This window comes from Streptomyces sp. G7(2002) (genome assembly GCF_028870195.1).
GTDB classification, from domain to species: domain Bacteria; phylum Actinomycetota; class Actinomycetes; order Streptomycetales; family Streptomycetaceae; genus Streptomyces; species Streptomyces nigrescens.
The window spans coordinates 7,952,552-7,974,736 of sequence record NZ_CP102609.1 but is presented as its reverse complement, the minus strand read 5'-3'; the positions used below and the strand labels follow the sequence as shown (position 1 = coordinate 7,974,736).

The window sequence follows — 22,185 nt, the reverse complement described above, 5'->3', positions numbered from 1 at the left end:
GGGAGAAGTGTAGGGCCGGGCGCCGGCCGTAGTTCAGCTACCGCGCCCGCCTCAACTACCCCATCGATACGGGACGTTGCCCCCTCTCGGCGAAGTGGGCGACGGCCAGGTCCCGGAAGCGCGCGGCGGCCGTGGAGAGATAGCTGTCCTCGCGCCGGACCAGGCTCAGGGTCCGTACGCAGTCGGGGGTGTCGAGGTGCAGCCAGGCGAGCGGCACCGAGGCGAGGTCGGCGCGGGCCAGCGCGGGCATCAGGCCGACGCCGAGACCGGCCGCGATCAGGAAGTGGGTGGCACCCGGCTCGTCCCCCTCGCAGGAGATCACCGGTCGGCGTCCGATCGCGGTGAACAGCCGCTCCAGCAGCGCCCGTTGCCAGTGGCCCGGCCTGGTGGTGATGAAGGGTTCCTCCGCGACCTCCTCGACCGTGACCCGTTCCCGGCCGGCCAGCGGATGCCCGGCCGGGACCGTGAGCAGCACCTCTTCGTGCAGCAGCCGCAGCGCGCCCAGACCGGGTCCGGGCAGCGGCTGCGAGGCGATGCAGAAGTCCACCTCCCGGGCGCGCAGCTGCTCCCGCATCATCTCGGGGGTGGACTGGAGGCCCCGGACGGTGACGCCGGGGTGGGCGGCGCGGAATCCCGCCAGCAGCTCGGTGAGGGGCAGCAGGGTCTCGGCGGCGATCGCGATCCCGCCGTCGTCGAGTCCGGCCGCATCGGCCATTTCCCGGCGGGCGTCGTCGAGTTCGTCCAGCGCCCGCTCGACCCGGGTCAGGAACGCGGCGCCATGACGGTTGAGCCGGATGGCCCGGCCGTGCCGGTCGAAGAGCGGCACGCCCAGTTCGGCCTCCAGCCGGGCGATCGTCCGGCTCACCGAGGGCTGGGCCACCCGTAATTCCTCGGCGGCCCGGCTGATGTGTTCTCGGCGCGCGACCGCCCGGAAGTAGCGCAGGGACAGCAGATCCATCGGTTTCTCGGGCCTTCCGCTCAGGTAACGGCGACCCGGGAATCGTCACATACGGCAGCGCCAGGACCCGTTCTTCACGGGAGGCCGGCGCAGCGTCCCGTACGGGCGGGTCTCAGCCGCGCATCGACATCGTCGCCCAGACCGTCTTCCCTGACCGGTCGGGGGGCGTCCAGCCCCAGGAGTCGCTCAGCCGGTCGACGATGTACAGGCCTCGCCCGGATTCCGACAGGGCGTCCTGGGGCTTGATAACGGGGGTGCCGGGGCCGGCGTCCGAGACCGCGCACAGCACGGTGGTCTCCTGCCGGGTCAGCGCCAGCCAGGCGTTGCAGAAGGGGACGGGTGCCGCGGTGTCCTTGCCGCCCGCTCCGGTGCCCCGGAGGCCGTGGCGCAGGGCGTTGCTGACGAGTTCGGAGACGACCAGGACCGTGTCGTCGGCGAGACCGGCGCACACCCGCCAGCCTTCGAGGGTCGCCCGGGTGAACCGGCGGGCTTCCGGCACGGTGCGCGCGTGGCCGCTGAGGGCACAGGCGGCGAAGCCGTCGGGGGCGGGCGCCCACCAGGCGTCCTCATACGGTTCCTCCCGAAGGGCGTCGTGCACGGTCTCTGCCGGATGTGTGGTCATCAACATCTCCGCGAAGGGGATTTCGGGGCTGGGCCGGACTGCCTCGGAGGGCTAATATCCTCGTCAGCCGTCGCCCGGTGCAAGTGCATCTGCAATTACATCGGTAAGTACGGCGACACAGGGGCTCGTTCACGCCAAGGTGATCGCAGGCTCGGCATCGATCGGAGGAACGCCCTCCAGCAAGGGAGCAGTTGTGATGGAGTCGGTGAGCAACGGCATGCAGGCGACCAGCATCGAAGGGGCCGTCTGGCGCAAGAGCCGCCGCAGCAACCCCAGTGGCAACTGCGTTGAACTGGCGGTTCTTTCGGACGGCGGAGTGGCGGTGCGCAACTCCCGGTTCGCCTCCGGTCCGGCGCTCATATACACCCGCGAGGAGATGGTGGCCTTCGTCCAGGGCGCCAAGGACGGCGACTTCGACGATCTCATCGCCCGGGACTGACGCGGATGCCGCCACGATTGGCGCATATGTCGACTGGATAATCCCCCCGCCTGTACGCAGCCTCGGGGCGATGGGACACTGGGCGTTCGCCCGACCACTCAGGGGAGTCAGCATGAGCGCCGCGCAGCCGAGCAGCGGTCCGTCCCTGCGCCGCTATCTCGACCATCCGCGGGGCGGCCCGACCGTCCTGCGCATCGTGCTGGGCACCCAGCTCCGCCGGCTGCGGGAAGGCGCGGGCATCACCCGTGAGGCCGCCGGGGACGCCATCCGCGGCTCGCACGCAAAGATCAGCCGCCTGGAACTCGGCCGGGTGAGCTGCAAGGAGCGCGATGTCGCCGATCTGCTGACGCTCTACAACGTCACGGACGAGGCGGTCCGCGCCGACTTCCTCAAGCTGGCCCGCCGGACCAGCAGCCCCGGCTGGTGGCATCAGTACGGCGATGTGCTGCCCGGCTGGTTCGAGACCCATATCGGCCTCGAAGAGGCCGCCTCGGTGATCCGCACCTACGAAGTCCAGTTCGTGCCGGGCCTGTTGCAGACCCCGGACTACGCCCGTGCGGTGGCGCAGCTCGGCCATCCGCGGTCCTCGCCCGAGGAGATCGAGCGCCGGGTGCAGCTGCGGGTACAGCGCCAGGAACTGCTGACCATCCCCGACGCACCGCGGGTGTGGGCGGTGATCGACGAGGCATCACTGCGCCGCCCGCTCGGCGGGCCGGAGGTGATGGCAGATCAGCTCAGACATCTGCTGAAGATGACCAAGCTGCCGAATGTCACGCTGCAGATCGCCCCGTTCAGCCTCGGTGGACTGGCGGCGGCCGGTGGTCCGATCACGATCCTGCGGTTCCTGGAGCCGGATCTGCCCGACATCGTCTATCTGGAGCAGCTGACCAGCGCGCTCTATCTGGACAAGCGCGATGATGTGGACCACTACCTCGCGGTGATGGACCGGCTCAGCGCCCAGTCCGAGTCGCCGCGCGAATCCGTGGCGATCCTGGAGCGGCTGCTCAAACAGGAGAGCTGATCCGCAGGCGCCGGCGGAGCGGGGCGGGGTACCCACCGGGGTGCCCCGCCCCGCTCCCGTGTCGCCGGGTGCCCCCGCTACGGCTTGCGGGCGACGCCCCCGTACTCGATCCACTCCTGGGTGAGCTGCTTGGGGCCGATGTCCGCGTCCGGCTTCCAGGTGGAGACCTCCACCAGGCCCGGCTCCTGGACCTCCAGCCCTTCCAGGAATCCGGCCAGCTCATGCGCCTGTCGTACCCGGCCCCACTGGCCGTGGGTGCTGACCCGCATGAATTCGGTGACGAAGTCGCGGGTCGCGGCGTCCTCGCTGACCAGCTGGCACACCACCAGGAAGCTGCCGGGTACCAGCCGGTCGGCGACCCGCTTGATCAGACCGGCCGGGTCGTCGGCGTCCGGTATGCAGTGGAGCACGGAGACGAACAGCGCGGCGACGGGCCTGTCGAAGTCGATCAGCCGCTCGACCTCGGGGCTGCCGAAGATGCCGTCGGTGTCCCGCATGTCCGCCTGGATGACGGCGGTGTTGGCGTTCTCCTCCAGCAGGGCACGGCCGTGTGCCAGCACGATGGGGTCGTTGTCGACGTAGACCACGCGGGAATCCGGGTCGACCTGCTGGGCGACCTGGTGGACGTTGTCCTGGGTCGGCAGGCCTGATCCGTGGTCGATGAACTGCCGGATGCCGTGTTCACGAGCCAGCCAGCGGACCACTCGCTGCAGAAAGCGCCGGTTGTTGATCGCCAGCACCTGGGTGCTCGGTACGACCTTGCTCAGCTCTTCGCAGGCCTCGCGGTCGACCGCGTAGTTGTCCTTGCCGCCGAGGTAGTAGTCGTACATCCGCGCCACACTCGGGATGCTGACGTCGACGGCGCTGGACTGCGGTCGCGTTTCTTGGCTCATTCCACACTTTCCCGTCGCTTCGGCAGCCATCAGCCAGGGGGCAGCGGCCGATCGTTGCGTGATTGTACGACCACGCCCCGCAGTCCCCAACATACCTAGCGGAGGGCGGTTGTTGCAGACGAGCGACAGTGTTCCTTGTGACCGGTCGCGAGGTGACGGCGCGTCACTTTATAGGCAGCCAGGCCACGGAGAAGGTTTCGGCCGATGCGGGGGTACGGGCCGCCACCACGCCACTCACAGGCGGCGGCCCGTTCCATTTCCCGGCGACACCCAACGCCGGGCACGCCCCGCGCGGTCCGGGCCCGGCCCAGGAACACCCGGGCCCTGCCGCATCCGTCCGCCTCAGCAGCCACCCGGACAACTGCCGTTGCGGAATGGAGCGTTGCGTGGGGTCGCCTACCACCGTCACCCCGCTTTACACCTCTCGATGGCGGCCCCGGCGAGCAGCGTCCCCTCCCCCGCGACCTTACTTCGAAGTAAACTTACCCATCAGTAAGGCTGAGGTAGGCTGGCACGAATGAGCGATACACGCAGGCGACGCATCCCCCGGCCGGTCCGGGAGCAGCTGATCATCGACGCGGCGATCGGGGTCTTCGCCAAGCGCGGCTACCACGCCTCCTCGGTCGACGAGATCGCGGAACTCGCCGGGATTTCCAAGCCGATGGTCTATCTCTATCTCGACTCCAAGGAAGGACTGTTCCTCGCCTGTCTGCGCCGCGAGGCCGAGCGCCTGGTGGCCGCGTTCCGGGCCGCCGCGGGCCCCGCGCCCTCCCCCGAGCTGCGGCTGCGGGCGGGGCTGCTGGCGTTCTTCACCTTCGTCACCGAGCATCCGGACAGCTGGGTCGTGCTGCACCGGCAGGCGTCGGAGCTGAGCCCGGCGATAGCGGCGGAGCTGGCGCAGACCCGGCGGGCGGTGCTCGCCGAGGTCTCCGGGCTGGTCCGGATCTGCGGCGCGGAGAGCACCGGCCCCGCCCGCCCCGACGACGAGGCCGACTTCGTGGCGTACACCCTGGTCGGAGCGGCGGACTCGCTCACCGACTGGATGGTGCTCCACCCCGACGAGCCCCCGGAGCGGATCACCGTGCGGCTGATGAACATGGTGTGGGTGGGGATGCGCAATGTCCTCGACGGGGAGGTGTGGACGACACCGGCCGAGGAGGGGTAGGAGGCGCCGGCCGTCCCTCCGTCCCCTACGGGTGGCCTCCCCGGCCCGGTGGGTAGGAGGGACGGATGACCATGAACAAGAGTGAACTGACGCCCTTACCCGGAATCCCGCCCACCGCCGAGGAGATGGTCCTGGCCAACCAGGCGAACTGGGACGCCCGTACCCCGGTTCATGTGGCCAGCGAGTTCTACGGACTGGACGGCTCCCGTACCGCCGAGGACTGGTTCGCGCCGTTCGAGTGGACGGATCTCGGCGAGCTGGCCGGGCGGGACGTGCTGCATCTGCAGTGCCATCTGGGCACCGAGACGGCCGCGTTCGCCGAACGGGGCGCGGCGCACACGGTGGGGCTCGACTTCTCCGCGGCGGCGGTCGCGGAGGCCCGGCGGCTCGCCGCGGAGGGCGGCCGGACCATGGAGTTCGTCCAGGCCGATGTGCACCGGGCCCCGGAGGCGCTCGGTGCGCGGCGGTTCGATGTCGTCTACACCGGCAAGGGGGCGCTGTGCTACCTGCCGGATCTGACCGCCTGGGCCGGGATCGTCAGCTCACTGCTCCGGCCGGGCGGGACGTTCTATCTGGTCGAGTTCCATCCGCTGCTGGACTCCCTGGGGCCGGCCGGGGGGCCGGACCAGCAAGAACTCCTCCTCCGGAACGACTACTCAGGCGGCCGCGGTCCCCTCAGGAGCGATACGCCGTGCACCTACACCGACGGTCCGCCGGTGCAGGGAGCCACGACGAGCTATGAGTGGCGGCACGGGCTCGGGGAGGTCATCTCCGCCGTGATCGGTGCGGGGCTGACCGTCGAACTGGTGCGGGAGACCGAGATGTTGCCCTGGAAGCGGTTCGATGCGATGGTGCCGGCCGAGAACGGCTGGTGGCGCCTTCCGCCGTCGGAGCCGATCGTTCCGCTGCTGTACGCACTGCGGGCGGTCAAGAACTGAGCCTTCGGACGGGCCCACCCCGTCCGGTCCCGTTGAGTGCCTTGGCCTCCGGGACCGGGCGGGAACCGCCGTATGCGGCTCAGCTCGCCGGCCCGTGGAACCGGCGGTGGGTCAGCGCCCACCAGACCTCGGCCAGATCCGCCGGGTCACGGAGGTTGGTACCGGTGATCTCCTCGAAGCGCCGGAGCCGGTTGCGCAGGGTGTTGGGGTGGACGTAGAGGGTCCGCGCGGCAGCCTCCAGGCGCAGCCCCTGTCGTAGATAGGCGGCCGCGGCCTCCTCCAACTGAGCGCCGTCCTCGCCCCGTTCGGCCAGCGGGGACAGGCGGAGCGTTACCAGTTGTTCGCCCACGGCCGGCAGCGCCACGACCGTGGCCCGTAGCCCCAGCTCCTCACGGGTGAACGCCCCGACGAGCCCGAATCCGGCGGCGGCCCGCAGCGCCTGGGTGGCCCGGGTGAATTCGGTGGCGAGTCCGGACGCGGGCGCCGGGGCGCCCAGTCCCAGCATCAGGCTGCGGCACAGCCCGGCCGGGCGCCCGACCAGCAGCCCGGCCACATCCCCGTCCACGGTCGTGACCAGGGGCCGCCCCGCCTCGTCCAGGGCGAGCCAGGGACGCAGCAGATCGACGGTCCGGCGGAAGGCGCGGTCGCCGGGACCGGCATGGCCCGCGGCGGCGGGGGCACCGCCCGGGTCGCCGGGCGGGGAAACCTCGGGCAGCCGCGCACGGAAGGGGAGGCGGAGGGCGCTGTGCACATATGAGCCGTCCTCGGTCTCCGCGTCGTCGGCCTGCCGCTCGGTCCGGTATCCGTCGGCCGGCCTGTCGCCGGTGAGCCCGGCGCCCCAGGCGCCGAAGCCGGCCGGGGACTTGTCCCACCGCGCCTCGCCGAGCAGCAGGGCGCGGACCATGGCCGCATGCCGGCGGTCCGCCGCCGGGTCGTCGCCCTGGAGAGCGACCCGGCAGGTGCGGACGATCCGCAGGGTGTTGGCGTCGACCCACGCCCGCAGGGTCTCGGCGATCGGCAGCAGATCCTCGGCGGTCCCGCCCCGGGCGGTCATCTCCTCGCCGAACCGCCGCCAGACGATGTCCGTCCCGATCCGGTAGGCCGAGATGATGTCCTCGACGGGCAGCGAACGGGCCAGGTCCGTCACCTCGTCCAGGTGCGCCGACGGGATGCCGTACGCCGGGCCGTCGTCGCGGCCGCTTCCCCGCGCGGTCCGCCGCTCCTCGGCCCAGCGCTGCACCAGCGAGAGGCCGTTGCGCAGCGACGCCATCACCCTCGGCCGGATCTGGTCCGCCGACACCGCCGCGTAGGAGGGGAGTTGGGCCCGCAGGCCGTCGATGACCTCGTCGGTGAGCGCGTCGATCCCGGCGTGCAGCGCGGCGGCGGACTCCGGCACCGTTGTGGAAGTCTCCACCCGTCCCCTCCCGACTCGGTGTCTTTCCCCATGGCGAAAGCGATCATTCGTCGCCATGCTACGAGGAAGCCGCCCGAACCCCTACAGATGTTCGATCTTGGATGACTTTCCCCAGTCATCCGGACTCGTCCCTGCGTTCGGTGCGCGGCCCCGCTGTTCCTCCCCGCCACCCCCCGCACCATCAAGGAATCCCATGGCTGTTTCCTGGCGTCGCCTCGCGGTGCCCGCCGCCGCGGTCGGCGTACTCGTCCCCGCCGCGCTCGGCACCCACGCCCTGTTCTCGGGTCCCGACACGCCGCGCACGTCCTCGGCCGGCATACCCGCCACCGGGCCGACGGCCCCCGGTGCCGTGCCGGACGATGCCCGCGCCTCCGGTCCGGAGGGCGCTGCCGCGGTCGCCCGGCCGTCCGACGCACCGACGCGTTCCGGCAATTCGGTCTCCGTGCAGCTCTCGTCGTACGACGCGCAGCGCAAGCAGGCCGAGCTCAAGCCGTCGGCCGGCAAGACCGTACGGACCGGTGATGTGATCGCCGCCGCGCCCAACCGGCACGCCCCCTCGGGTGCGCTGTTCAAGGTCGGCAAGGTCACCGGCTCCCGCGACGGCAAGGTCCGGGTGACCACGTCCCCCGCCACGCTCTCGGAGCTGCTCGGCGATCAGAAGGTGGACCAGCGCTCGGCGTTGCAGCCCGGCGAGATCTCGGTCAAGCCGCTCTCCTCGGGTGTCACCGTCAAGAAGCCCGCTACCGGCGCCGGTTCGGACAGCGGCGGCCCGGCACCGTCCGGCAGCCCGGGCACGTCGTCCGGCAGCCCGGACGCCACCGCCTCCGGCTCCCCGAGCCCGTCGGCGTCCGACTCCTCCGGGGTGCGCACCCAGCTCGTCCCCTCCGGCACCCGCCCGGCCCCCAGCTCCTCCGGCAGCGCGCTGTCGCCCGAGGCGCGCAAGGCGCTCACCACCCTGCGGCTGGGCGTCAATGTGCCGCTGCCCAAGGGCGTGCAGGCGACCGCCAAGTCCCCCGCCCGGCTGTCCGGCGAGGTGTCGTTCCGGCCCGAGCTGATCTTCCAGTACGAGAAGCGCGGCGGGCTGAACCTGCTGCCGCAGCGCGCGGCCATCGGCCTGGGCGGCTCCTACGGCTATGGCTGGCAGGTGCACGGCAAGGTCAAGGGCAAGGCGGACACCGGGCAGGTCGCGGTGCCGCTCGCGGCGGTCACCGGACGGCACGTCTTCTGGGTGGGCCCGATTCCCGTCGTGGTCAGCACCGAGGTCACCTTCACTTACCGCTTCTCCGCTGACGGCCGCATCGTGCTCGACGCCGACCAGCGCACCGCCGGTTCGTTCGCCGTCGGCGCGAAGTACGACCGCAGCCAGGGCTGGAAGCCGCTGCACGAGGCCCAGCAGCAGACCAAGGGAGCGGCGCCGCGGGTCGAGGGCGCGGCCTCCGCGACGGCCCGTATCGGGGCTCGGGCCGAGGTGTTCCTCTACGACACGGCGGGCGTGGGCGGCGAGCTGTCCGTCCACCTCACCGGACGGGCCGCGGGGGCGACCGGTGGCGGAGCCCCGGCGTGGGCGCTCAGCGCGGGCTATGACCTGAAGACCGAGCTGATGCTGCAACTGAAGATCTTCGGCATCCAGATCGCCGATCTGCGGACCACGCCGTTCGCGCTGCACGACGAGCGGAAGCTCTTCGGACGGGGGAAGCTGCCCGCCGCCTGAACCCTCATCTGACCGACGCCGGCACCCCCGCGGACATCTGTCCCCGGGGGTGCTGTGCGCTGTGTACGGGGGACGGCCCCGCGGACGCCCGCACCGGCCCGGTCGCGGTCACCCCAGCCGCCGGTAGACCGAGCACAGCAACTGGTCCTTCGCCGGACCGCCGACCCGCCACTCCAGATGCCAGGTGTCCGGCCCGACGGCGGTGAAGGTCCCCTCGTACCGGTCCGCGGCACAGGGGTGGACGGTGGTCCACCGGCCGGTCCGCAGGTCGAGGTCGTGGAAGGGCCGTCCGTCGGCGAACTCGATCGCGGCGGTGCCGTCCGGGCGGGGCCGTACGCGCAGGGTGCGGCTCACCGGAGCCACCGTCCCGCCCCAGCTCAGCTGCCCCTCCTCGCTGTGCAGCAGCCCCCCGCCGGCCGCGTCGGGCCGGAATGCGGCGGTGCCGCGGAAGCTGCCCTCGGCACCGGTCCGCAGGTCGCGGACGGTGCGCTCGATGCTCCAGCGCCCGGAGAGGTACGCCGCGACGTCGGGAACGGGGTGCCGCCCCGTGGCCGGCTCCTCCCGATCCCGACCCCGATCCCCGTCACGCTCCGGCTTCCGGTCCCGGCCCAGCTCGCTGCCCATCCCTCCATTCTCCTGTCCGCCCGCCCGTGTCACTCCGTCGGCCCCGCCCGGTGCCGCTCCCCTCTCCCCCGGCCCCTCGTACCGTGCGGAGCCGCACCGCCCGTCTTACTCTCGGTGCAGTGATCGTCACCGAGGTCCGCACGGCGGGCCGACCGGCGGCCTGACGCCGCCGGCCGGGGCGGCCGCGCCCGCCGCGGCCGCCCCGTACGAGCCCGGAGACCGGAGGCACCACCATGCCGGAGCTGTTCATCGGCGGTCAGTGGACCGCAGCGGCCGACGGGCAGGTGCGCGAGATCCGCTGCCCCGCGGACGGCACGCTGGTCGCGACCGTGGACGAGGGCGGGCCGAAGGAAGCGGCGGCGGCGATCTCCGCGGCCCGTACGGCGTTCGACGACGGGCCCTGGCCCCGTACCCCGGCGGCCGAGCGCGGCCGGCTGGTGCTGCGCGTCGCCGAGCTGCTGGAGCGCGACCGGGACGCGCTGGCCCGGGCCGAGTCGCTGGACACCGGCAAGCGGCTGGTCGAGAGCGGCTACGACATGGACGACATCGCCAACTGCTTCCGCTACTTCGGCAACCTCGGCGCGGCCGGGGGCACCGACCGGGTGGTGGACGCAGGTGCCGCGGAGATCGCCAGCACGGTGTGCCACGAGCCGGTCGGTGTCTGCGCGCTGATCACCCCGTGGAACTACCCGCTGCTGCAGACCGCCTGGAAGGTCGCGCCCTGTCTGGTCACGGGCAACACCTTCGTCCTGAAGCCCAGTGAGCTGACCCCGCACACCGCCATCCACCTCATGCGGCTGCTGGCCGAGGCCGGACTGCCCGACGGGGCCGCCAACCTGGTGCTGGGCACCGGCCCGGCCGTGGGTGCCCTGCTGACCGAGGATCCGCGGGTGGACATGGTGTCGTTCACCGGCGGTCTGCTCACCGGCCGGCGCATCATGGCCGCGGCGGCGCCCACCGTGAAGAAGATCGCGCTGGAGCTGGGCGGCAAGAACCCGAACATCGTCTTCGCGGACGCCGACTTCGACACCGCCGTGGACTACGCCCTGATGGCGGTCTTTCTGCACTCCGGGCAGGTCTGCTCGGCGGGCGCCCGGCTGCTCGTCCAGGAGGAGCTGCACGATGCCTTCGTCGACGAACTGGTCTCCCGCGCCCAGCGGATCCGGCTCGGCGGGCCGTTCGACGAGCATGCCCGCACCGGCCCGCTGATCTCGGCCGCGCACCGGGCAAAGGTCGAGGCGTATGTGTCGGCCGGGCTCGACGAGGGCGCCGTACTGCTCTGCGGCGGCTCCGCACCCGACGATCCGTCGCTGGCGAACGGCTTCTACTATCTGCCGACCGTGCTGGACGAGTGCACCCCGGACATGTCCGTCGTCCGCGACGAGAGCTTCGGCCCGGTGCTGACCGTCGAGCGGTTCCGCGACGAGGACGAGGCGGTCTCGCTCGCCAACGACACGGTGTACGGACTGGCCGGGGCGGTGTGGACCCAGGACAGCGAGCGTGCCCACCGGGTCGCCGCCCGGCTGCGCGCGGGAACGGTGTGGATCAACGACTTCCATCCGTATGTGCCACAGGCGGAGTGGGGCGGGATGAAGCAGTCGGGCGTCGGCCGTGAGCTGGGGCCCGCGGGGCTGGCCGAGTACCAGGAGGCCAAGCACGTCTGGCGCAACACCGCGCCACGGCCGCAGAGGTGGTTCGAGTGACCGGTCCCGAATCCTCCCGCCCCGGCACCCGGGCCGACGGTTCGCACGACGACGACGCGATCGCCGAACTCGGCTACAAGCCGGAACTCAAGCGCACGCTGGGCAACTTCCACACCTTCGCCGCCGGAATCAGCTATATCTCCATCCTCACCGGCACCTTCCAGCTGTTCTACTTCGGTATCGCCCATGGCGGCCCGGCGTACTGGTGGTCCTGGCCGATGGTCTTCGCCGGACAGCTGATGGTGGCGCTGTGCTTCTGTGAGCTGGCCGCCCGTTATCCGGTGGCCGGATCGGTCTACAACTGGGCCAAGAAGCTCGGCGGCCCGCACATCGGCTGGCTCGGCGGCTGGATGATGGTGACCGCGACCATGGTCTCGCTGTCCGCGGTGGCGCTGGCCTACCAGGTGACGCTGCCGCAGATCTCGTCGTGGTTCCAGTTCATCGGCGACGGCACCGGCAAGTCCGCGGCCGAGAACGCCGTACTGCTCGGCACCGTGCTGATCACCTTCACCACCCTGGTCAACGCCTTCGGCGTCAAGCTCATGGCGCGGATCAACTCCGCGGGCGTGGCGATCGAGCTGATCGCCGCCATCGTCCTGATCCTGCTGCTCGCCGCGCATGTCACCCGCGGCCCCGACGTGGTGACCGACACCTTCGGTCTGGGCGAGGGCGAGAGCCTCGGCTACTTCGGCGCGTTCCTGACCGCGTCACTGGCCTCGGCCTACGTCATGTACGGCTTCGACACCGCCTCGTCGCTCGGTGAGGAGTCCAAGGACCCCGGCCGCAACGCCCCCCGCGCGATCCTGCGGGCACTGGTCGCGTCCTTCCTCATCGGCGGTCTGATCCTGCTCTTCGCCCTGCTCTCGGTGCCCGATCTGCAGGCCGAACAGCTGAAGGTGGACGGGCTGCAGTACGTGGTGCTCTCCACGCTGGGCTCGACCGTGGGGCAGATCGTGCTCTGGTGTGTGGTCATCGCGATCACCGTGTGCGAACTGGCGGTGCACACCGCCGGCATCCGGCTGGCGTTCGCGATGGCCCGGGACAACAACCTCCCGGCCGCCTCCCTGCTCGCCAAGGTCAGCCCCCGCTTCCAGACGCCGGTGCTGCCGGCCGTCGTCATCGGGCTGGTGGCGGTCGGCATCCTGGTCATCAACGTCAACCAGCCGCAGATCTTCTCGGTGATCACCAGCATCGCGATCATCATGATCTATCTGGCGTATCTGTCGGTCACCCTGCCGATGCTGGTCCAGCGGCTGCGGGGCAACTGGACGCCGGCCAAGGGCAAGTTCTCCCTCGGCAGGTTCGGTATTCCGGTGAACATCCTGGCGGTCCTCTGGGGCATCGCGATGTCACTCAACCTCGCCTGGCCGCGCGCCGCGGTCTACAACGCGACCGGCCCGCAGCACTGGTATCTGCGCTGGGGCGCCTTCTTGTTCATCGGCGTCGTGGCGATCGGCGGTTTCGCCTACTACTGGTTCGTCCAGCGCAAGCGCACGGGCGTCCTCGCCATGCACGCCGCCGTCCGCCCGGACGGCGGCACCCCGGGCGACGCAGGCAACCCCACCCCCTGATCTGGAGACGGCACGATGTCCGAAGAGGCCCCTGTGGACGAGTTCGACTATGTCGTGGTCGGCGGCGGCACGGCCGGCGCCGTCGTGGCGGCCCGGCTCAGCGAGGATCCGACCGTCACCGTATGCCTGCTGGAGGCCGGCCCCTCCGACGTCGGCGACGAGAACGTGCTGCGCCTGGACCGCTGGATGGGGCTGCTGGAATCCGGCTACGACTGGGACTATCCGGTCGAACCGCAGGAGAACGGCAACAGCTTCATGCGGCACGCCCGCGCCAAGGTGCTCGGCGGCTGCTCCTCGCACAACTCCTGTATCGCCTTCTGGGCCCCGGCCGAGGACCTCGACGAGTGGGCCGCGATGGGCTGTACGGGGTGGAGCGCGGCCGACTGCTTCCCGCTCTACCAGCGGCTGGAGAACAACGACGCCGCCGGCGACCACCACGGCCGCAACGGCCCGGTCGTCGTGCGCACCATCCCGCCCCACGACCCCTGCGGTGCGGCCCTCCTGGAGGCCTGCGCGGCGGCCGGTATCCCGACCACTGCCTTCAACACCGGCGAGACCGTCATCCGCGGCGCGAACTGGTTCCAGATCAACTGCCGCCCCGACGGCATCCGTTCCTCCGCCTCGGTCTCCTACCTCCACCCCGTCATGGGCACCCGCAAGAACCTCGACGTACGCACCGGTCTTCAGGCCAGGCGCCTGAATTTCGACTCCGCACGGCACTGCACCGGTGTGGACTACCTCGCCCCCGACCTGATCCACACCCGCACGGTCAACGCCCGCCGTGAGACCGTCGTCTCCTGCGGCTCCATCGACTCCCCGAAGCTCCTGATGCTCTCCGGCATCGGCCCGGCCACCCATCTGCGCGCCACCGGTATCGAACCGATCGTCGACTCCCCCGGCGTCGGCTCCTACCTCCAGGACCACCCGGAGGGCGTGATCATGTGGGACGCCAAGAAGCCCATGGTCCGCTCCTCCACCCAGTGGTGGGAGATCGGCATCTTCGCCGACACCGAGCCCGGCCTGGACCGCCCGGACCTGATGTTCCACTACGGCCAGGTGCCCTTCGACATGAACACCTACCGCCGCGGCTACCCCACCTCGGAGAACGCCTTCTGTCTCACCCCGAACGTCACCCGCGCCCGCTCCCTGGGCACCGTGCGCCTGCGCACCCGCGACTTCCGTGACAAGCCCAAGGTCGACCCGCGCTACTTCACCGACGAACACGATCAGCGCGTCATGATCCACGGCCTGCGGCTCGCCCGCGAGATCATCTCCCAGTCCCCCATGGCCGATTGGGCCGGCACCGAACTCGCCCCGGGCCCCTCCGCCCGCTCCGACACCGAGCTCCTCGACTACATCCGCACCACGCACAACACCGTCTACCACCCCGCCTGCACGGTCCGGATGGGCGCCGCCGACGACCAGGTCACACCGCTCGACCCCCAGCTGCGCGTCAAGGGCGTCACGGGTCTGAGGGTGGCCGACGGTTCGGTGATGCCGTTCCTGCCGGCCGTGAATCCGTGCATCACGACGATGATGATCGGGGAGAAGTGCGCGGACATGATGCGGAGCGGCTGACCGGGGCACACAAAAGACCTACGAGGTGGGCTCCCTTCGCCGGCATTGTCCGGATCAGGTGCTTGGGGGTCGCCGTCCGGTCTTACGACCTTTCGGCCTCTCAGCCCGACCTTTCCTCTTGTCCTCGGCGAGAGCCAGAGCTCCCTTCCCCGAGGCCAGTCCGGTCGAACTCCCTCGCTCGCCCCGTAGGCCGGTCTTCAGGATACTCCCAAACAAAGGGGATGGAACAGGCATTTTGGACACCTCTTGCCCCGTCGCCCCAGAAATGCAGAAAACCCCTGCTCAGCAGGGGTTTCGCTGGTGTCCGAGGGGGGACTTGAACCCCCACGCCCGATAAAGGGCACTAGCACCTCAAGCTAGCGCGTCTGCCATTCCGCCACCCGGACTAGGTGTGATCTTCGCGGGGCGTTCCCCGCGGCGACATGGACAACAATACCAAGCTTTCGGAGTGCCCTTCACCTGCGTATCCGTCGCCCACATAACCTCGATTTATGGGCAATGAGGGACATATCGCACATATCAGTGGTCCGCGCAGGCCACGTGCGCTGTCACCGCTGCGGGAGCATCTGCGGGACACCTTCTGGTTCGCGCCGTCGGTGGGGCTGGTGGGTGCGGTGCTGCTGTGGTGGGGAGCGTCGACGCTCGATCTGGAGATCATCGCGCTGCTGCAGCGCGAGAAGGCGTACGCGGCGGTCCGGGAGCTGGTATCGATCGCCGAGGACACCAGGACGATCGTGACGACGATCAGCTCGGCGATGATGACCTTCATCGGTGTGGTCTTCAGCATTTCGCTGGTCGCCGTGCAGATGGCCAGCGGTCAGCTCACCCCGCGGGTGGTGCGGATCTTCATCCGGAGCCGGATCAGCAAGATCACGCTCACGGTGTTCCTGGCGACCTTCCTCTTCTCGCTGCTGGTGCTCACCTCGTACGAGAGTGAGACCGATGTCCGGCAGGTCACGTCGGTGCCCGTGGTGCAGAACCTGCTGACGATGGTCCTGGTGGCACTCAGTCTGCTGCTGTTCATCGCGTATGTGTCGGCCACGCTGCGGCTGATGCAGGTGGGGCCGGTGGTCGACCGGATCACCCGGGAGACGCTGCGGATGCTGGCGCGGCAGGGCACGGGCGGGGAGGGCGCGGAGGACGGGGCCTCCCTGGCGCCCGAGACGGGGCGCGTGGCGCATGCGGGCCGGGCCGGGGTCGTGCTGGATGCGCATGTGGCGCGGCTGGTGCGGGTGGCGCGGCGGCAGGGCGTCGTGCTGCGGCTGATTCCGCGGATCGGGGACTTCGTGCTGCCGGGGACGCCGGTGCTGGCGGTGCACGGCGGGACGACGCCGCCCCGGTGGGCGCTGCGGCGCACGGTGTCGGTGGGGGTGGAGCGGACCTTTCACCAGGATCTCGGGCTCGGGCTGCGGCAGTTGTCGGACATCGCGCTGCGTGCGCTGTCGCCGGCGGTGAACGATCCGACCACGGCCGTGCAGTGCCTGGACCGGATCGTGCAGATTCTCGCGGCGGTGGTGCGGCGGCCGCTCGGGGCGGTGCACCACCGGGACCGCCGGGGAGCCGTGCGGCTGGTGCAGAACGTGCCGGGCTGGGCCGATCTGGTGGACCTGGGGCTCACCGAGATCCGGGCGGCCGCGGTGCACAGTCCGCAGGTCACCCGGCGGATGCTGGCCGGGATCGATGATCTGCTGCTGCTCGCGCCGGAGCCGCGCCGGGAACCGCTGGTGCGGCACCGCACGCTCCTGTTGCAGGCGGTGGAGCGTGCGGTGCCGTCGGCGCCGGACCGGCGGTTCGCCTCGTCCCCCGATCGGCAGGGGATCGGCTAGGACCGCCGGTTTCGCGCCCTCGTCAGGGCATCAGGTGGTAGTCGGGGAAGTTGCCCGGCAGGCGTTCGGACACCGGGCCTTCGGTGACGGCGCGGACGAGGAGTTCACCGCCGACGAACGCACCGCTCCAGGAGTTGCCGAAGCCGCCGAAGAGCTCATCGCGGTCGCCTCGGGAACGGGGCTTGCCGTGGCCGACCTTGAAGGCGCGGATCTGCGGTGCGAGGCGGTCGTAGGTGTCCTTGTCGTCACAGGAAAGGCTGGCGACCAGGGCGCCGTTGCTGGCGTTCATGGCGGCGAGGAGTTCCGCCTCGGTGTCGACGAGGACGAGGGTGTCGACGGGGCCGAACGGCTCGGCGTGGTGGAGCGGGGAGGACGGGGGCGGGGCCAGGAGGGTGGTCGGCGGGAGGTAGGCCGAGGTGTCCTGGGAGGGCAGGAAGTGACCGTCCGCCAGGCTGCCGCGGTGCAGGGGGACCGCGCCCCGGGAGATCGCCTCGTTGGTGAGATCGGCGAGTTCCTTGGCCTTGGCGGCGTTGATCAGCGGGCCGAAGTCGAGTTCGGGGAGCGGATCGGCGGGGTCCGCGACGGCCAGGGGGTGGCCGAAACGGACGCTGCGGACGGCCGGGAGGTAGGCGGCGAGGAAGTCGGCGAAGGCCTCGCGCTGGACGACGAAGCGGGGGTAGGCGGTGCAGCGCTGCTTGGCGTAGTCGAAGGTCTTGCGGAGCAGCGGCGTCAGGGCCGGCCAGTCGGTGAAGTTCCAGATGCCCCAGGTGTTGAGGCCCTCTTGTTCGAGGATGTGGCGTTTGCCTAGGTCGGCGACCGCGGTGGCGACCCGGGCGCCGGTGTCCCGGCCGCCGACGAACGAAACACAGCCGATCTCGGGTGAGCGGACGAGGGAGGGCGAGAGCTCCTTGCCGCTGCCGCTGACCAGGGTGGCCGGGACGCCCTCCCGGGCGGCCAGGGCGCAGGCGAGGGTGAGACAGACCAGACCGCCGTCGGTGGGCGTCTTGGCGATCACCGCGTTGCCGGCCAGCGCCTGCACGAGCATCGCGTGGATCAGGACCGACATCGGGTAGTTCCAGCTGGCGATGTTGCTGACCGGGCCGGGCAGCGGGGTGCGGTCGACGAGCATCCGGTCGATCTCGGAGACGTACCAGCGGACCCCGTCGATGGCCCGGTCGACGTCCGCCTGCGCGAGCTTCCAGGGTTTGCCGATCTCCCAGACGAGGAGGAGGGCGAGCAGTTCGCGGTGTTCGGTCAGGGCGTCGAGGGTGGCGGAGATCCGGGCCTTGCGTTCGGCCAACGGGACCTGGCGCCAGGCCCGGTGCTGGTCGAGGGAGGCACGTACGGCGTGCAGCGCGGCGTCCGCGTCGAGCCGGGGCGGGCCGGCGATGGGGCTCCCGTCGACGGGGCTGGTGGCGGGCAGCGGGTGGCCGTCCGGGTGCCAGGCGGCGCCCCAGAGGTTGAGGGCGTGGTCGTCGCGGAACGCCTCGGGGGCCGCGGCCAGACTGCGCTGCCAGGCGTCCTGCCAGGACGTACCGGGCTTCAGGACGAGCGTCGGGGCGGGCGCGGGGCGGGCGCTGTGCCGCGGGTCCGCGGGGGATTCGGGGGTGGTGGCCATCGTGTGTCTCCGCTCTCGGTGCACGGCCGGAGGGGCAGGGTGGTGGCGCTCGGGCGGCTCCCGGAGGAACCGTGTTACTGGACGGTAGTGGGCGCGGTGACACTGCGGGACGGTCCGGCATCAGGTATGGCGAGTGTCACTCGGTATGGGCGGCGGGGCCAGCTGGGTGAGGCGACCGTGGGGCTAATGGTCAAGGACGAGCCGCGCCAATTTGCGGGTGGGAGGGGCGTCCGAGGGGTCCGCCCCGTCGCCGAGCTGCCTGCAGGGCGTGGTTCTTCGCGGGCGAGGCGCCGTCGGCTTCATGGCCTGCGGAGTGTGGAATTCGCGGCCGGTGGGCCGTGGGATTCGCGGGCGGGGCGCCGTCGGCTTCGCGGCCGGTGGACTGCGGGCTTCACGGCCGTGCGCCGCGGGCTTCGCGGCCGGTGTGCTGCCGGCCGCGTCGGAGACGAGGGCGCCCGCGGGGCGGTTGCCGCGCGGGCGGTGCCATGGCGTCCGTCGTGCGTACGGGGCTCAGCCCGCGGTGGGTCCGGCCGGTTCCGCCGGTTCCGCCGACGCCTCGTGCGTACGGTCGGCGATCGCCCGGTGGTGGCGGACGACCTCGCCGATGATGAAGTTCAGGAACTTCTCGGCGAACGCCGGGTCCAGCTTGGCGTCCTCGGCCAGCCGGCGCAGCCGTTCGATCTGCGCGGCCTCCCGGGCCGGGTCGGCGGGCGGCAGGCTGTGCCGGGCCTTGAGTTCGCCGACCTGCTGGGTGCACTTGAAGCGCTCGGCGAGCAGATGCACAAGGGCGGCGTCGAGGTTGTCGATGCTGCCGCGCAGGTAGAGCAGCCGCTCACGGGCCGCCTCGTCGGCGACGGAGGCCGCTTCGCCGGCCGCCGGTGCTGTCCCTTCGCTCATGTGCGTCTCGCCATTCGTGGTCGGTCGGGTGCCTGATGTGGTGTCGTGCTTCGGGCACGTCATCCGTGATCGGCTGCACATTACCCGGACAGAGGCCGGTGACCTGGGCTGGTCTCGCGGATCGGACCGGGTGGGGTGAGGTGGGATGAGCCTGTTCCAGCCATTTCGGTGGGAGGGTTCCGGCATCGGTCACAGGCGCCCGGGGCGGGCGCGGTCCGGTGGTGGTGCCGGTGGTGGGCGGCCGTGATGGCCCACGAGCAGAGCGCCCGAAACCGTGAAGAGGGCCGGGAGACGGAGGAGTTCGGCACGGGTTCAGCGGCGATGACCGAGGCCGCCGCTGTCGGTGAACTCCCCACCCCCGTAAGGGGGCGGTGTCTTCGGTACGCCCGGTGGCGGGATCCCCCACAGATCCCGTCACCGGGCCGTTCCTCGCGGGCCACGGCGGTCGGCCGGCCCGGAATCCGGGGCGCTGACCAGGCCCCGGTTCAACCACCTACCCACACCACGGCCCGGCCATCCCTCCGTCTTCCTCCTGTTTCTCCGACAGCCGGCCGGACTCATGCTCGTGACCGGTCCACGGTCGGCCGTCGTACGCGGAAGCAGCCACGTCCCGGCGACAGGGGCGACAGGGGCACCCCCGACGTCCCCCTCCGGACAACCGAGGTCGCCGCACGCGCATCCCCTGCCCCCTCCTGGACGACCCGCTGCTCCGCCACGTGGATCACGTCCGGAAAGGGGCAACTCCTGTGAGAATGTGCCCCGTCGACAGCAGGCCGCCGGCCGACCACCGGCCGCCGGAGAGTGCAGGGGGGACCCGCCGTATGAACACAGATCGCATTCAGATCGCAGGGGCCGATGTCGCCGTCGTGGGCGGCAGTATCGCCGGTTGCGCCACAGCTCTTGCCGCGCATCGCGCCGGCGCGGGCCGGATCACCGTCCTCGAACGCACCGCCGGCCACCTCGCCGACCGCGGCGTCGGCCTGGCGGTGCACGACGCCCGGTACGCCGAACTCGCGGCCGCCGGATATCTCGATGCCGCCATGCCCTGGGTGCAGCTGACCACCCGCCGCTGGTACCACCGCGACGGCGCCGCACCGCTCGGCCGCCCGCTCGCCGTCCTGCCCTTCCCGTTCCGCTCGTACTGCTGGGGGCCACTCTGGCGGGAGTTACGGCAGCGGCTGCCTGAAGACACCGTCTTCCGGCCGGGCGTACGGGTGGCCGGGGCCGGCACTTCCGCGGACGGCGCCACCCTGCAACTCGACGACGGCGACGGAAGCGGAAGCACCGGCACCGGCACCGGCACCGGCACCGGCACCGACAAGAGCGGAGGCGCGCGGCCTCACGCCGGAGACCGTACCGAGCGCTTCGACCTGGTCATCGGCGCCGACGGCTACCGCTCGACGGTCCGCGACGCCGCGTTTCCCGAGGTGCGGCCCGGCTACGCCGGCTATCTGGCCTGGCGCGGCGCCGTCCCCGCCGAGCGGCTGACGGCACTCGACTTCCCCGGCCTGCCGGCCACCCCCTGGGCGGTGGAGGACTGTATCTACGTCGTCTTCCCCGGCGGCCACGTCATCATCTACCGCATCCCGGACGGCCAGGGCGGCCACCGCGCCAACTGGGTCCTGTACACCGCCCCGCCCGCCGGTCTCGACCTGGCGCTGGAGTCCCCCACCAGCCTGCCGCCCGGCACCCTCACCGACGCCCTGCACACCCATCTCGCCCATGTCACCGATGAGTTGCTGCCTCCTTACTGGGGAGGGCTGATCCGGCTGACGCCCCGCGATGAGCTGTTCATCCAGCCGATGTACGACTTCACGGCGCCGCGCTACACCGTCGGCCGGCTGCTGCTCGCGGGCGACGCGGCCACCGTCGCCCGCCCGCACACGGCCGGGGGTGCGGTGAAGGCATTGCAGGATGCCGCCGCCCTGGAAGCCGCGCTGCGCGCCGTACCGGAGCGGCCGGATGCCCTGGACATGTACGGCGCCGAGCGGGGTGTGACCGGCCGGGCGATGGTCGAGCTGGGACGGCGGCTGGGCCGGTTCCTGGTGCAGGACACCCCGGACTGGCGGACGCTGGACCAGACCGGACTGGCGGCGGCCTGGTCCGCGGCCGACGGCTCGGGCGCGTTCGGGGGCCGCGAGATGCAGAACTGACACCGCCCGTCCCCGGCGCACCGCCCCACCCGCCTGTGCAGGAGAATGAGAACGCCGAGGTCACCTCGCCCCCGCGGCAGCCGGTGGCCACGGCGATCTCCGTATCAAGGTCCGCTTGGGCCGACGACACATACAGCACCGGGACTGCGCCGGCCCGGTGCGGACGGGACTGATCAGACATGGGACGGGTCACCGAGCGACGCCGCGTCATCCGGATCCGCGACGGTGCCGTGAGCACCCGCCCGGACACCCTCGTCGCCGAGGAGCCGATGGAGATCCGGCTCGGCGGCAAGCCGCTGGCGATCACCATGCGCACCCCGGGGGACGACTTCGCGCTCGCCGCCGGCTTCCTCGTCAGCGAGGGCGTCCTGGCGAGCGCCGCCGAACTGGCGAACATCGTCTACTGCGCGGGGGCCACCGGTGAGGGTGGGAGCAACACCTACAACGTGGTCGACGTCCGGCTCGCGGACGGGGTTCCGGTCCCGGACATCACCCTGGAGCGCAATGTCTACACGACCTCGTCGTGCGGGCTGTGCGGCAAGGCCAGCCTGGACGCGGTCCGCACCACCGCCCGCTGGCCCCTGGACACCTCCCCCGACACCCCGGTCCGGATCGAACCGGCGACGCTCAGCGCCCTCCCCGACCGACTGCGGGCGGCCCAGCGGGTGTTCGAGCGGACGGGGGGCCTGCATGCCGCGGCGCTGTTCACGACGGACGGTGAGCTGCTCGACATCCGGGAGGACGTGGGGCGGCACAACGCCGTCGACAAGATCGTCGGGCGGGCGCTGCAACAGGGGCGGCTGCCACTGTCCTCCTGTGTGCTGATGGTCTCCGGCCGGGCGTCGTTCGAGCTGGTGCAGAAGGCGGTGATGGCGGGCATTCCCGTGCTGGCCGCGGTCTCGGCGCCGTCCTCGCTCGCCGTCGATCTGGCCGTCGAGACCGGACTGACCCTGGTCGGGTTTCTGCGCGGCACCTCGATGAATGTGTACGCGGGTGAGCACCGGCTCGCCCTGAGCGCGGCGGCCTCCACGGACTGAGGCGCACACCGCGCACG

General features: G+C 71.3%; 18 protein-coding genes and 1 tRNA gene. 11 read left to right on the top strand and 8 right to left on the bottom strand.

All coding sequences use genetic code 11. The annotated features are described in order from the left end of the window. Positions 1-55: 55 nt before the first annotated feature. Together NUT86_RS34215 and NUT86_RS34210 are read right to left on the bottom strand one after the other, a co-directional pair. Entirely contained in the window at positions 56-958 is a 903-nt protein-coding gene (locus NUT86_RS34215; protein WP_274739220.1) for a LysR family transcriptional regulator, read from the bottom strand. 112 nt (positions 959-1,070) lie between these two features. Then, entirely contained in the window at positions 1,071-1,580 is a 510-nt protein-coding gene (locus NUT86_RS34210) for an ATP-binding protein (RefSeq protein WP_274739218.1), read from the bottom strand. 196 nt (positions 1,581-1,776) lie between these two features. Between NUT86_RS34210 and NUT86_RS34205 the strand changes: the two genes are divergently transcribed. Continuing rightward, positions 1,777-2,019: a DUF397 domain-containing protein gene (locus NUT86_RS34205; protein ID WP_018090552.1), complete on the top strand. Its 243-nt coding sequence runs from the start codon at positions 1,777-1,779 to the stop codon at positions 2,017-2,019. A 112-nt stretch (positions 2,020-2,131) separates the two neighbouring features. Further along, entirely contained in the window at positions 2,132-3,040 is a 909-nt protein-coding gene (locus tag NUT86_RS34200; protein ID WP_148589552.1) for a helix-turn-helix domain-containing protein, read from the top strand. A 77-nt stretch (positions 3,041-3,117) separates the two neighbouring features. Here NUT86_RS34200 and NUT86_RS34195 read toward each other — a convergent pair whose 3' ends face one another. Further along, positions 3,118-3,933, bottom strand: coding sequence for an SAM-dependent methyltransferase (locus NUT86_RS34195; protein ID WP_148589551.1), 816 nt, complete (start codon positions 3,931-3,933; stop codon positions 3,118-3,120). Between the two features lie 517 nt (positions 3,934-4,450). Between NUT86_RS34195 and NUT86_RS34190 the strand changes: the two genes are divergently transcribed. Continuing rightward, on the top strand, positions 4,451-5,098 hold the full coding sequence (locus NUT86_RS34190; RefSeq protein ID WP_109894394.1) for a TetR/AcrR family transcriptional regulator: 648 nt from the start codon (positions 4,451-4,453) through the stop codon (positions 5,096-5,098). A gap of 65 nt (positions 5,099-5,163) precedes the next feature. Next, a complete protein-coding gene (locus NUT86_RS34185) occupies positions 5,164-6,036 on the top strand; it encodes a class I SAM-dependent methyltransferase (RefSeq protein ID WP_274739216.1) in 873 nt (290 codons plus the stop codon). 79 nt (positions 6,037-6,115) lie between these two features. Here the strand turns inward: NUT86_RS34185 and NUT86_RS34180 are convergent, their stop codons facing one another. Next, the gene (locus NUT86_RS34180) at positions 6,116-7,450 is read right to left on the bottom strand and encodes a PucR family transcriptional regulator (RefSeq protein ID WP_274739215.1); all 1,335 of its coding nucleotides are present in this window, start codon (positions 7,448-7,450) and stop codon (positions 6,116-6,118) included. Positions 7,451-7,643: 193 nt separating this feature from the next. Here NUT86_RS34180 and NUT86_RS34175 point away from each other — a divergent pair, with 193 nt between their 5' ends. Beyond that, positions 7,644-9,161 (top strand): hypothetical protein, encoded by a 1,518-nt coding sequence (locus tag NUT86_RS34175; RefSeq protein WP_274739214.1) that lies wholly within the window; start codon positions 7,644-7,646, stop codon positions 9,159-9,161. Between the two features lie 108 nt (positions 9,162-9,269). Here the strand turns inward: NUT86_RS34175 and NUT86_RS34170 are convergent, their stop codons facing one another. Continuing rightward, positions 9,270-9,785, bottom strand: a complete 516-nt coding sequence (locus tag NUT86_RS34170) for a DUF6314 family protein (RefSeq protein ID WP_274739213.1) — start codon at positions 9,783-9,785, stop codon at positions 9,270-9,272. A gap of 233 nt (positions 9,786-10,018) precedes the next feature. On the opposite strand from NUT86_RS34170, the gene NUT86_RS34165 reads away from it, so the two are divergent. The 3 genes from NUT86_RS34165 to NUT86_RS34155 are packed head-to-tail and all read left to right on the top strand — an operon-like array spanning position 10,019 to position 14,637. After that, positions 10,019-11,488, top strand: a complete 1,470-nt coding sequence (locus NUT86_RS34165) for an aldehyde dehydrogenase family protein (RefSeq protein WP_018090544.1) — start codon at positions 10,019-10,021, stop codon at positions 11,486-11,488. Continuing rightward, entirely contained in the window at positions 11,476-13,059 is a 1,584-nt protein-coding gene (locus NUT86_RS34160) for an APC family permease (RefSeq protein ID WP_106430898.1), read from the top strand. Before NUT86_RS34165 ends, NUT86_RS34160 begins: the two co-directional genes overlap by 13 nt. A gap of 15 nt (positions 13,060-13,074) precedes the next feature. Beyond that, on the top strand, positions 13,075-14,637 hold the full coding sequence (locus NUT86_RS34155; protein ID WP_274739212.1) for a GMC family oxidoreductase: 1,563 nt from the start codon (positions 13,075-13,077) through the stop codon (positions 14,635-14,637). A 298-nt stretch (positions 14,638-14,935) separates the two neighbouring features. Here NUT86_RS34155 and NUT86_RS34150 read toward each other — a convergent pair. Continuing rightward, positions 14,936-15,023, bottom strand: a tRNA-Leu gene (locus NUT86_RS34150). A gap of 105 nt (positions 15,024-15,128) precedes the next feature. On the opposite strand from NUT86_RS34150, the gene NUT86_RS34145 reads away from it, so the two are divergent. Beyond that, positions 15,129-16,463, top strand: a complete 1,335-nt coding sequence (locus NUT86_RS34145; protein ID WP_159485092.1) for a DUF2254 domain-containing protein — start codon at positions 15,129-15,131, stop codon at positions 16,461-16,463. 22 nt (positions 16,464-16,485) lie between these two features. Here the strand turns inward: NUT86_RS34145 and NUT86_RS34140 are convergent, their stop codons facing one another. After that, entirely contained in the window at positions 16,486-18,081 is a 1,596-nt protein-coding gene (locus tag NUT86_RS34140; RefSeq protein ID WP_274739211.1) for an aldehyde dehydrogenase family protein, read from the bottom strand. A gap of 510 nt (positions 18,082-18,591) precedes the next feature. Further along, a complete protein-coding gene (locus NUT86_RS34135; protein ID WP_018090539.1) occupies positions 18,592-18,978 on the bottom strand; it encodes a chorismate mutase in 387 nt (128 codons plus the stop codon). Positions 18,979-19,799: 821 nt separating this feature from the next. On the opposite strand from NUT86_RS34135, the gene NUT86_RS34130 reads away from it, so the two are divergent. After that, positions 19,800-21,131, top strand: coding sequence for an FAD-dependent monooxygenase (locus tag NUT86_RS34130; RefSeq protein ID WP_274739209.1), 1,332 nt, complete (start codon positions 19,800-19,802; stop codon positions 21,129-21,131). Positions 21,132-21,310: 179 nt separating this feature from the next. Beyond that, positions 21,311-22,168, top strand: coding sequence for a formate dehydrogenase accessory sulfurtransferase FdhD (gene fdhD / locus NUT86_RS34125; protein WP_274739208.1), 858 nt, complete (start codon positions 21,311-21,313; stop codon positions 22,166-22,168). The last annotated feature ends 17 nt before the right edge of the window (positions 22,169-22,185 follow it).